The 11,004-nt window shown below is 35.3% G+C and carries 11 protein-coding genes and 1 pseudogene; 3 read left to right on the forward strand and 9 right to left on the reverse strand.

Annotated features, from left to right (window positions below):
- Positions 1 to 168: 168 nt before the first annotated feature.
- A complete protein-coding gene (pyk, locus tag B0186_RS11225) occupies positions 169 to 1,608 on the forward strand; it encodes a pyruvate kinase (RefSeq protein WP_078219538.1) in 1,440 nt (479 codons plus the stop codon).
- 70 nt (positions 1,609 to 1,678) lie between these two features.
- Here pyk and prmB read toward each other — a convergent pair whose 3' ends face one another.
- Positions 1,679 to 2,635: a 50S ribosomal protein L3 N(5)-glutamine methyltransferase gene (gene prmB, locus B0186_RS11230; RefSeq protein WP_078219540.1), complete on the reverse strand. Its 957-nt coding sequence runs from the start codon at positions 2,633 to 2,635 to the stop codon at positions 1,679 to 1,681.
- Between the two features lie 78 nt (positions 2,636 to 2,713).
- Between prmB and smrB the strand changes: the two genes are divergently transcribed.
- Entirely contained in the window at positions 2,714 to 3,220 is a 507-nt protein-coding gene (gene smrB / locus B0186_RS11235) for an endonuclease SmrB (protein WP_078219542.1), read from the forward strand.
- A 1-nt stretch (position 3,221) separates the two neighbouring features.
- On the opposite strand, the gene yccS is transcribed toward smrB, so the two are convergent.
- The 3 genes from yccS to B0186_RS11250 form a co-directional block, all read right to left on the reverse strand.
- Positions 3,222 to 5,387, reverse strand: a complete 2,166-nt coding sequence (yccS, locus tag B0186_RS11240) for a YccS family putative transporter (protein WP_078219545.1) — start codon at positions 5,385 to 5,387, stop codon at positions 3,222 to 3,224.
- A gap of 15 nt (positions 5,388 to 5,402) precedes the next feature.
- Entirely contained in the window at positions 5,403 to 5,861 is a 459-nt protein-coding gene (locus B0186_RS11245) for a methylglyoxal synthase (protein WP_078219547.1), read from the reverse strand.
- Between the two features lie 78 nt (positions 5,862 to 5,939).
- Entirely contained in the window at positions 5,940 to 6,596 is a 657-nt protein-coding gene (locus tag B0186_RS11250) for a curli polymerization inhibitor CsgI-related protein (RefSeq protein WP_078219549.1), read from the reverse strand.
- A 163-nt stretch (positions 6,597 to 6,759) separates the two neighbouring features.
- Between B0186_RS11250 and B0186_RS11255 the strand changes: the two genes are divergently transcribed.
- Entirely contained in the window at positions 6,760 to 7,032 is a 273-nt protein-coding gene (locus tag B0186_RS11255) for an acylphosphatase (RefSeq protein ID WP_078219550.1), read from the forward strand.
- A gap of 7 nt (positions 7,033 to 7,039) precedes the next feature.
- Here B0186_RS11255 and B0186_RS11260 read toward each other — a convergent pair whose 3' ends face one another.
- The 5 genes and pseudogenes from B0186_RS11260 to B0186_RS11280 form a co-directional block, all read right to left on the reverse strand.
- A complete protein-coding gene (locus B0186_RS11260) occupies positions 7,040 to 7,864 on the reverse strand; it encodes a metal ABC transporter permease (protein WP_078219552.1) in 825 nt (274 codons plus the stop codon).
- Positions 7,865 to 7,876: 12 nt separating this feature from the next.
- Positions 7,877 to 8,725, reverse strand: coding sequence for a metal ABC transporter permease (locus B0186_RS11265; RefSeq protein WP_078219553.1), 849 nt, complete (start codon positions 8,723 to 8,725; stop codon positions 7,877 to 7,879).
- Between the two features lie 2 nt (positions 8,726 to 8,727).
- A pseudogene (locus B0186_RS11270) lies at positions 8,728 to 9,647 on the reverse strand (ATP-binding cassette domain-containing protein).
- Between the two features lies 1 nt (position 9,648).
- Positions 9,649 to 10,530, reverse strand: coding sequence for a metal ABC transporter substrate-binding protein (locus B0186_RS11275; protein WP_078219555.1), 882 nt, complete (start codon positions 10,528 to 10,530; stop codon positions 9,649 to 9,651).
- 89 nt (positions 10,531 to 10,619) lie between these two features.
- Entirely contained in the window at positions 10,620 to 10,949 is a 330-nt protein-coding gene (locus tag B0186_RS11280) for a TusE/DsrC/DsvC family sulfur relay protein (RefSeq protein WP_078219557.1), read from the reverse strand.
- Positions 10,950 to 11,004: the final 55 nt, after the last annotated feature.

Here is an 11,004-nt window from a genome sequence, read left to right on the forward strand (position 1 = left end):
CTAACACTACTTACTTCACTAATAATTCCTCTTATATTATTTAATCACAAAAGCAATTTTCCAAAATGTGATCTCGATCTAATTTTATTTTAGGCGTATAATGTTTCAGTTTTTTAAATAAAGAATTTAAGAATATTTTCAATTCAAAATAATTAAATGGAGTAACTAATGTCTAGAAGATTAAGAAGAACAAAAATCGTATGTACTATGGGGCCCTCGACGGATCGAGGCAATAATTTGGAAAAAATTATTGCTGCTGGCGCAAATGTTGTTCGAATGAACTTCTCACATGGAACACCTGAAGATCACATCAATCGTGCTGAAAAAGTTCGTGAAGTTGCTAAAAAACTGGGTAAAACTGTTGCGATTTTAGGTGATTTACAAGGCCCTAAAATTCGAGTATCAACTTTTAAAGATGGTAAAATCTTCTTAAATATAGGTGACAAATTTATTTTGGATGCAGAGTTACCAAAAGGCGAAGGTAACCAACATGCTGTAGGATTAGATTATAAAACATTACCACATGATGTTGTTCCTGGTGATATTTTGTTATTGGATGATGGACGTGTTCAGTTGAAAGTGTTATCAACAGAAGGAACTAAAGTATTTACAGAGGTTACTGTTGGAGGACCTTTATCTAATAACAAAGGTATTAATAAATTAGGTGGTGGTTTATCTGCTGATGCTTTAACAGAGAAAGATAAAGCTGATATTATTTTAGCTGCACGTATAGGCGTTGATTATCTTGCAGTATCTTTCCCTCGTTCAAGTGCTGATTTACATTATGCTCGTGAGTTAGCTGAAGCGGCAGGTTTACAAGCTAAAATTGTTGCTAAAGTTGAAAGAGCAGAAACTGTTGTTGATGATGAGGCTATGGACGATATAATTTTGGCTTCTGATGTAATCATGGTAGCTCGTGGTGATTTAGGTGTTGAAATTGGTGATCCTGAATTAGTTGGAGTTCAGAAAAAATTAATTCGTCGTTCTCGTCAGCTAAATCGTGTTGTTATAACAGCAACACAGATGATGGAGTCTATGATTAGCAATCCTATGCCAACTCGTGCAGAGGTTATGGATGTTGCAAATGCTGTATTGGATGGCACTGATGCTGTGATGCTTTCAGCTGAAACAGCAGCAGGTCAATATCCAGCTGAAACGGTTTCTGCAATGGCTAAAGTTTGTTTAGGTGCAGAAAAAATGCCTAGTATAAATGTTTCTCGTCATCGTTCTGACAAACAGTTTGATACAATTGAAGAGACTATTGCTATGTCTACCATGTTTGCTGCAAACCATATGAAAGGAGTTGCTGCTATTATCGCAATGACAAGTAGTGGACATACAGCAAAATTGATGTCTCGTATTAGTTCTGGATTACCTATTTTTGCATTATCCCGTAATCAAGAGACATTAAATCGCTGTGCCCTATATCGTGGAGTAGTTCCTGTTCATTTTGAGCAAGATAGTCGTACAGTTGAGGGATTAAAAGCTGCAATACAGTATTTGAAAGATAATGGGTATTTGGTTCCGGGTGATCTGGTGTTGTTAACTCAAGGAGATCAATTAACTTCAGGTGGTACCAATACATGTCGTTCTTTGGTTGTTGAGTAACACTTATTGAACAGAGTATAGTTATGAAATATAAATGGTGAATAATTTATTATTCACCATTTTTTTTGTATCATGAGCAGAAATATTTTCTATATTTTAGTAGGTCTGTTTTATGTAGAGCAAATACGCCCAGTCCACCATTTTTTAATTCTAACCACTGGAAAGGCACATCAGGGAATTGTTCGATTAAGTGAACCATGCTATTTCCGACTTCACAAATCAAAACTCCATCATCAGTAAGATAATCTGCAGCATTAACTAAAATTTCTTTGGTTATAGTAAGACCGTCAATCCCTGAACCTAATGCCATTTCGGGTTCATGATGAAATTCTTCTGGCATATCATTTAGATCTTCTTTATCGACATAAGGTGGGTTTGTGACGATTAAATCATATTGATCACCAGGTAAATTTTTAAATAAATCAGATTGAATAGGAAATGCTCGATGAGTAAGATTATGACGTTCAATATTGATCTCTGCCACATTTAACGCATCAAAAGATAAATCTACAGCATCAACTTCTGCCTGAGGAAATTGTTCTGCACAAGCAATAGCAATGCAGCCGCTGCCAGTGCAAAGATCTAAAATTCTCGCTGGCTCTTGCTGAATTAAGTCTTGGAATTTATCCATAATTAAGGCACTAATTGGCGAGCGAGGGACAATAACTCTCTCATCAACATAAAATTCCAGTCCACAAAACCAAGCGCTATTAGTCAAATAAGCAATAGGTAAACGCTGTTCAATTCTTGCAATAACTAGCTGAATGAGTAAGTCTTTTTCAGATTGCGTTAGCTTTGAGTTATAAAATTGCTCAGGGAAATCAATTGGAAGCTGTAGACCATTTAGGACGAGTTGAAGACTCTCATCCCAAGCATTATCATAACCGTGCCCATAATAAATATCTGAGCGATTAAAAATACTATAAGTCCATCTTAGAAAATCTTGTATTGTGTGTAGGTTGTTATGAACTTGATCTGCTAAAATGCTTTCTACGAGCTCTTGGTTAAATTGGTTTATGGTATTCATATTAATTCTCTTAATCAAATAAACGGCGTAGTTATATCACAGTTATTCATAATGTTAAATTTAAAAATAGGGAAGAATATGTTAAATGATGAAGATATAGCGTTATTTCATCGTGAGATTCAAGGCACAAAAAAGATTGAGCAAAATATATTTGTTCCTTCTCGTGATCGAAAGTTAAAGGACAAAATTGAAACTCGTGAGATACGTGAAAAAGAAGATACGTTATTTTTCTTTTCTGATGAATATGAGCCTTTGCTAAATGAAGAAAGTGCGGTGAAATATTTACGACAAAATGAAGATCGCTATTTATTAAAACAATTACGTAGAGGTGATTTTTTTCCAGAGTTATTTTTAGATCTACATGGTTTAACTCGTGAGGAGGCAAAACTGGAATTAGCAAGCCTTATCCATGCTTGTGAAAAAGAGCATGTTTATTGTGCTTGTATTATGACTGGATATGGAACTTATACTTTAAAGCAACAGATCCCTCGCTGGTTAGTGCAACATCCTAGAGTAAGGGCATTGCATCAGGCTCCAAGAGAATGGGGAGGTGATGCTGCAATTTTGATATTGCTTGATGTATAAATTATGTGTTGATATTAGTTTTACATGTAATCTGATTTTGTTGAAAACTTGTATAAAGTGCGGGCAATATTTGGTAAATAAGATTGAGCTGTTGCAATGGAATTGCTACTTCATTTTGTTTCAGTTGGTCACTCTGTTCATCATTAAATTGTTTTAAAGAAAACTCGATATTCAGTAATAGTTTCTCAAAAACATCTCGTTCTAATGTTTCAACATGTTCAAGAATATAGATCAATTTCTTTGCAATAGGGTAAAACTCGCCTAAAAACACCGCACTTTGCTGAATTTTTTGCATATTTTTTCTATATGCACCTAAAGCAGAAATATAGCTGAGTAGAGAGTAGTTAATTTTAACTAACTCAAATCCTTCCTGTAAGTAAGCTTGGTATTTCTTGGGCTCACTATTCATATTTGATAGGGTTGTACTTAATGCAGTTGCATATTCATGCGCTTTACGTCTAGCAATACGATATTTCAGCGGATCTCCTTTACCAAATAATAGTTGGCTAATGATATACAAGAAATATTTCGCATCTGCTTTTATTGCTTGTTTTATGACTTTATCAAGTTGTAAATATTTCCAATCTGGCCATAGATAAGAAACCGCAATCCAAGCAATTAAACTGCCGATTAAGGTATCTGCTAAACGAGATAATAAAGCGTTATTTAGATCGAATCCCATAATATTAAAGCTAATTAACACTTGTAGTGTAATAAAGAAAGTCGAATAGCTGTAATTATTGCTACGGAAAAAGAAGAATAATGTACTTGTTGCGACAACTAGACCTAGCTGTAATTCTAAAGTTGGGTGTATGTAAGGCAAGAGTGTACTCACAATAACCCCAAGAATTGTGCCAATAATCCGCTGTTTTAGTCTTAATTTGGTAGCAGAATAATTGGGCTGGCACACAAATACTGCGGTCAGTAAAATCCAATAACCTAATTGCAAATTGAAGATTTCAACTAAGCTACAACTAATAAATACAACAATGGATAAACGGACAGCGTGGCGAAAAAGTTGTGATTCAAACGTCAAATGACTACGAATTGTATGCCACATATTTTTTAAGCCAGTAACCTGATCCGTATATATTTGCGTTCCTTCAGATTGCTCATTTGAATTTTCTGTATTTTGGTCAATATAGCGTAATTGCCAGTCAACTGATTGTAGATTTTCAATGAGGGTTTTAATTGCCAGTTGTTGTAATTGATTTAATTGGCAATGTTGATAATGTATTTCAAAAGATTGATTAATCCCTACAATCGCTTGTTCAAGGCGAGGATTGTAAGAGTATATTTTGTTATATTGCAAGCTATCTGCAATTTCGCGACAAGATTGTGCTTGTAGCTCTAATAAACGTTGGATACGGAAAATAAGGTCAGTATTTTTTAGCTGTTCAGCCAGCTGCTGATAATTAAAATGGCTAGAATTAATTCGTTCATGAATATCTTGTGCTACAAAATAATATTTGATCATTTTGGTTGTGCGAGCATGTCGATGTTGCCCACGAATTCGATGAAATAACGCAGTTCGGCAAGCATTAAATGCATTTATTAGGTTGCCATTTTTCATGGCAAGCGCAATACGTTTATTTTCTAATTGATCAATGTCATCAGGATCAAAGAATAGTGATTTTGTATCTAAATATTCGGCTAAAGAAAGGAAAGCCTTTGCCATATTTTCTTGTACGGGACGATTTGGAAAAATCAGATGGACGAAAACTGTACATACACTATAAAGCAATGTGCCAAATAAAATTAGAACTGGGTTGATATACCATGGGATATTTGGTGTATAAGTTAAGGTGGTATAAAGGGCAACAACTAAGGTTCCAAAAGTAATAGTACTATAATTCTGTCCAATAGCCCCAACCATAGTAAATATGAAAGTAAGCAATGTCATTAATAGCAAGAACTCGACTCCATGCCCTAAGGTAAGTTGTACACACAGGGAGGAGATAGAAAACGCAATTAATGTATAGAATACATTTTTTAATCGTCCTGTTAGCCTATTATCTAAGTCCACTAGTCCGCCAGCTATAACCCCCAGAATCAGTGGCATTGCTTGCTCAGATATATTTAATTGCCATACAGATAAGGCAGCAATATTTACTGCCACAAAAATAGGGATAGCTGCTATTACTTTTGCATTTAACCAAGAAACCATATTTAGAAATTTTTATTATTTTAACCGCTCTTTTAGGTATCCTTTGTAGTCTGGAATACGGATTTTAATTTCTTCTTGAAATGTAGGCGAACTAATTAAAAAATCGGCTGTAGCGATATTCATAGCGACAGGAATATTCCATACTGTAGCAATTCGCATTAATGCTTTTACATCAGGATCATGGGGAACCGCATTCATTGGATCCCAGAAAAATATTAATAAGTCGATATTTTCTTCTGCAATTAATCCACCAAGTTGTTGATCCCCTCCCATTGGGCCACTAAGTAAACTGTTAATTTCTAAACCTGTGGATTGATTAATTAAGTTGCCAGTTGTACCAGTTGCATAGAGAGTGTGAGGTTCGAGTAAAGTGCGGTTGGTTTGACACCAATTTATTAAATCTTGTTTACAATGATCATGTGCAACAAGTGCAACTCTCTTATTTTTTTTTAATGTACGATAAGTTGTTTGCATAATTATACCTTGAATAAAAAAGTGAGCTTAAAGCCCACTTTTGAGTTAAAAAACGTAGATAATTATATAATGATCAAATTATTTTTGTTTTTTAGCCCAATTAAGAAAACGAGTTTGGGTTTCTTTATCGGCTTGTTGGAACCAATATTGTAATTGCTGTTCTGCAACATTTTCACCTTGTACAATAACTTTACCTTTTTGTGCTTTAGCAAATCCTAGAACTGCAGCAGGCATTGCACTTGTTGCTAAGCGAGATACTGAAGCGGTAGAGCCTGAAGAATTGTACTCAGATAATGTTTCAATTAAATTCAGCCCAGGTAAGAAACCTTCTTGTTTAAGAATTTCTTGTTTTACTGGAAGAGCCTGTCCACTGCTTGTTTTTACCATGATAGATGGCGTATCTTTAAAGTTATTAGTGTCACGCTCAGTTTCTAGTTTAGGCGCAGATATAACAATGTCTTCAGTCGTACCTTGGAAGGTAACAACAATAGGTTCTGATTCATATAGAGAACGGTCTGAACCATTACGAACAACCTCTGACACACGAACAACAACCTGGTGAGTTTCATTATCATTGATATTGAAAGATTTTGCAGATTTCATTAATGATTTGTTCGCTTTTTGTCCATCAATGGCTAAAAAATCTATGTTTGATGAACTTGTAACCACACCGGCAAATGCCGCTGTGCTAGTTAATAGCATTGCACTTGCAAGTGCAGTAAAAGAAAATTTCATAATTGCTCCTATTTATCCAGGAAATATAATATAGATTTGTCCGCTTCTCATAATGAAAGCGCATCCGATATGCTATTCCAAATTAAATAAAATGGGAATAGTTAAATGCAGTTTATTTGATTTTTTTCCACTTTTGTGATCAAAGAGTAAAAAGGATATAGAGATGATGAAAATGCAATTTTCAGTGTATGGCCGTGTTCAAGGTGTGGGGTTTCGTTATTTTACTTGGAGAGAGGCAAGAAAAATCGGAGTATTAGGTTATGTTAAAAATATGCCTGACGGAAGTGTTTATGTTGTTGCTGTTGGAAAGGATACGCAAATAAGCCATTTTTATGATTACTTGCGTTTAGGTCCAAAAACAGCCAAAGTAACAGAAGTTTTAGTACAAGATTATTTGGCTGAGCATAAATTTAATGATTTTTCAATTAAATACTGACCGCACTTTATGCTGTTTTGTATTTAGTGTAGGTAAGAGCCATTAAGAAAACAAAGGCTTGCAACAAGATAATACAAGGTCCTGTTGCGGCATCAATGTGGTAGCTAATAATGGTTCCTAAAATACTCGTGCTAATTGAAATAGCAATTGCAATGATCAGCATATTATCAAATCGGTGTGTTAAAGTGTAAGCAGTTATTCCAGGTGAAATTAACATGGCAACAACTAAAATCACCCCCACTACTTGCATAGCAGTGATGATTGTTAATGCAAGTAAAATAAGAAGAGAGTAATGTAGTAATTTTGGTGACTGGCCTGCAACACGGTTATGGCTTGGGTCAAAGCAATAGAGCAGGAAATCTTTTCGTTTAAACAAAATAATGGTCAGAATTATGCCCGCAATAATAAAGGTTTCGATTAGTTCTTGTCGAGAAATTCCCAATAAGTTACCGAAGAGAATATGTGTTAAATGTTGGTCAGTATCAACTTTAGTAAATAATACTAGTCCAAATGCAAACATACCTGAAAATACAATTCCCATTACAGTATCTTCTTTAATCCGGCTATTTTCTTTAAGATAGCCAATGCCTAAAGAACAGAAAATTCCAGCAAAAAAAGCACCTATTGATAATGATATTCCTGTGACGTGAGCAACAACTATACCAGGCAAGACAGCATGAGAAACAGCATCACCCATAAGTGCCCAACTTTTAAGAATTAGATAGCAAGATAAAACAGCACAAAGTATTGCAACAATTAATGCCATTAATAAGGCATTTTGCATGAATGGATAGGAAAAGGGCTCAATTACCCAATCTAGTAAAGTGGTCATGATGAGGTTCCTTTATGATTTTGCTGAAGTTATATTAACTCGCTTTAATAAACCATATTTAGGTGCAAATACGAATGCCAGTAAGAAAATAATGGTTTGTAAACAAACAATTACACCTCCAGTAGCGCCGTCTAGGTAGTAGCTTAGATAAACTCCAACAGCATTAGTAATAACACCTAAAGTTACAGCAATACTGACTAAATTTTTGAATTTGTCTGTTAATAAATAAGCAGTGGCACCTGGAGTAATAACCATAGCGATAACTAAAATTGCACCTACTGTTTGTAATGCAGCTACCACACATGCACTTAATAAAGTAAAGAAAAGGACTTTGTAATAAATAGGTGATAAACCAACCGCTCTTGCTTGGGTTTCATCAAAGAAAACGAGTAAAAGATCTTTCCAGAATAACAATAGTAGAATAAGGCATACGACTATTATGATAGCAACTTGGAATATATCCTCGTCTGCAATCCCCAAGATATTGCCTAGAATAATATCTTGTACATTAACTGATGTTGGATTGAGGGAGATGATAAGTAAACCAAGAGCAAAAAAAGTAGTGAAGATAAAGCCAATGATAGAATCTTCTCGTAGTTTAGTAATAGATTTAATCCATAAAATTGCTAGCGCAGCTAGGATTCCAGAAAAGAATGCTCCAAGAGAATAGGGAAGCGCAAGAGAATAGGCAATTGCTACACCGGGTACAACAGAATGAGAAAGGGCATCACCAATAAGTGACCAGCCTTTTAACATTAAATAAGAGGATAAGAATGCACAAATACCGCCAACAGCAGAGCTTAATATTAATGCTTTTATCATATATTCATAAGCAAAGGGCTCTAGTAAAATCTCTAGCATTATTATTTTTCCTTGCCTTGCTGTTTGGACTCTTCGCAATCTAGCTCCATGCAACATTTCTTGACTATTGCTGCTGGAGGATCATTTTTGGTTTCTCCATAGAAAATAGCAGGGCGCTCATCATCAGTTAGAACTGTAACTGCTCGGCTATCCTCATCATCATGTAAATCTTGTCCTAAAAGTTTGACATGGCGTAGGACACCACCAAAGACAAGTTCAAGATTTTCTTGCGTAAATGTTTCTTCTGTTTTTCCGCTTGCTAATACAGTTCGGTTGATCATTACCACTTGATCACAGAAGTCAGGAACGGAACCCAAATTATGGGTTGAAACTAGAATTAAATGCCCTTCATTTCGTAATTCTCCAAGAAGATCTACGATAGCATTCTCGGTTTTTACATCAACACCTGTAAAAGGCTCATCGAGTAAGATAATTTGACTTTGTTGAGCGAGTGCTCTTGCCAAAAAAACACGTTTTTTTTGTCCGCCAGAAAGCTCGCCTATTTGTCTGTGAGCTAAGTGTTCAATATCAACACGTCGCATTGCTTCTTGAACTTTTTGTTTATCGATTTCTTTTGGAATACGCAAAAAGTTCATATAGCCGTAGCGTCCCATCATAACTACATCATAAACGGAAACAGGAAACTGCCAGTCGACTTCTTCACTTTGTGGTACATAAGAAACTAGATTTTGCTTTAAAGCCTGATAGGTAAACCACAGAGGAGAATACTCCCCTGCTGTGGTTTAATTAGTCCCATTAAACTTTTAAATAAGGTGGATTTCCCTCCCCCATTCACACCAACTAATGCGCAAGTTGTTCCACCACTAAGTTGAAAACTGACATTGTGTATGGCGGTATGGCCATTATTATATCTAACGGTAATATCATTAGCGTAAATCGAGCTTGGGGTAGGGGATAGCATCTTATTTTTCAAATCCTTTAGCAATAGTTGTAACAGTTACTTTAAGTAAGTCAATATAGGTTGGAACAGGTCCTTTTGCAGCTGATAGAGAGTCAACATAAAGAACGCCACCGTATTTTGCCCCACTTTCTTTTGCAACTTGTTTAGCAGGCTTATCTGAAATTGTACTTTCACTAAATACCACAGGGATATTGTGTTGACGAACAAGGTCAATTAGCTGACGTACTTGTTGAGGTGTTCCTTGCTGTTCAGCATTGATTGGCCATAAATATGTTTCTTTAAAGCCATAATCTTTTGCCAAATAGCTAAATGCGCCTTCACTTGTTGCTAACCAACGTTGATTTTCCGGAACTTGAGATAATTTCTCGCGTAATGGTTGATCAAGGGCTTTGATTTTATTTGCATAATTTTCAGCATTTTTACGGTATGTCTCAGCATTTTGAGGATCATATTTGATAAATGCTTGTTTGATATTTTCAATATAAATCAGAGCATTAGATGGCGACATCCAAGCATGTGGATTTGGTGCATCTTTATATGGTCCTTCAGAGATAGATATTGGCTCTATTCCTGCGGTCACAACCGCTGCTGGAGTATCTTTTTGATCTTGGAAAAAACGCTCAAACCAACGCTCAAGATTTAGACCATTCCATAGAATAAGATCTGCTTTTTGAGCTTTTACGATATCTTTTGGAGTTGGTTCATAATCATGAATTTCAGCACCTGGTTTAGTGATAGATTCAACAACTGCAGCATCTCCAGCAACATTTTGTGCAATATCTTGAATAACAGTAAAAGTAGTAACTACTTTAAATTTAGCGTAACTTGGCAAACTGAAAATTGAGCCTAAAATTACACTTATAACAACGAATAAACGTGACATAATTTCTCCTATGTATAAATGTTGAACACAAACTTGCTAAAAAAGTGTACCACACTTTATAATTATTGTAAATAATAATGATTATCAAATTAAAGGCATTTTGCAGGTTTAGGTAAACCAGCTAACTTTGTAGCTTGTTTTGCAGGTCCTTCAGGAAACAAACGTTGTAAGTAACGACTATTGCCTTTATCTGCTCCTAACTTTTGCCCTAACGCCTTAACTAACATTCTAATTGCTGGAGAAGTTTTATATTCTTGGTAAAAATCTCGAACAAAATAGATTATTTCCCAGTGTGCTTCTGTAAGTTCCAGATTGTCTTGTTTTGCTATTTCAATGGCAACATCTTTATTCCATTGGTTGAGGTCCAATAGATAACCATCTGTATCAGTTTCTATTTCAATGTGATTAATAATTATCATATACTTTTTAGTCTTAATTTACGAAAAAGCCCCTCATTGATCTGACCCCAAAAAG

The sequence above is a fragment of the Canicola haemoglobinophilus genome (genome assembly GCF_002015075.1).
GTDB classification, from domain to species: Bacteria; Pseudomonadota; Gammaproteobacteria; order Enterobacterales; family Pasteurellaceae; genus Canicola; species Canicola haemoglobinophilus.

Excerpts from the sequence above, each read along its gene's own strand:
- B0186_RS11280 (WP_078219557.1), bottom strand. The coding sequence starts at position 10,949 with ATGATAATTATTAATCACATTGAAATAGAAACTGATACAGATGGTTAT.
- B0186_RS11275 (WP_078219555.1), bottom strand. The coding sequence starts at position 10,530 with ATGTCACGTTTATTCGTTGTTATAAGTGTAATTTTAGGCTCAATTTTC.
- prmB (WP_078219540.1), bottom strand. The coding sequence starts at position 2,635 with ATGAATACCATAAACCAATTTAACCAAGAGCTCGTAGAAAGCATTTTA.
- smrB (WP_078219542.1), top strand. The coding sequence starts at position 2,714 with ATGTTAAATGATGAAGATATAGCGTTATTTCATCGTGAGATTCAAGGC.
- B0186_RS11250 (WP_078219549.1), bottom strand. The coding sequence starts at position 6,596 with ATGAAATTTTCTTTTACTGCACTTGCAAGTGCAATGCTATTAACTAGC.
- pyk (WP_078219538.1), top strand. The coding sequence starts at position 169 with ATGTCTAGAAGATTAAGAAGAACAAAAATCGTATGTACTATGGGGCCC.
- B0186_RS11245 (WP_078219547.1), bottom strand. The coding sequence starts at position 5,861 with ATGCAAACAACTTATCGTACATTAAAAAAAAATAAGAGAGTTGCACTT.
- B0186_RS11255 (WP_078219550.1), top strand. The coding sequence starts at position 6,760 with ATGATGAAAATGCAATTTTCAGTGTATGGCCGTGTTCAAGGTGTGGGG.
- yccS (WP_078219545.1), bottom strand. The coding sequence starts at position 5,387 with ATGGTTTCTTGGTTAAATGCAAAAGTAATAGCAGCTATCCCTATTTTT.
- B0186_RS11265 (WP_078219553.1), bottom strand. The coding sequence starts at position 8,725 with ATGCTAGAGATTTTACTAGAGCCCTTTGCTTATGAATATATGATAAAA.
- B0186_RS11260 (WP_078219552.1), bottom strand. The coding sequence starts at position 7,864 with ATGACCACTTTACTAGATTGGGTAATTGAGCCCTTTTCCTATCCATTC.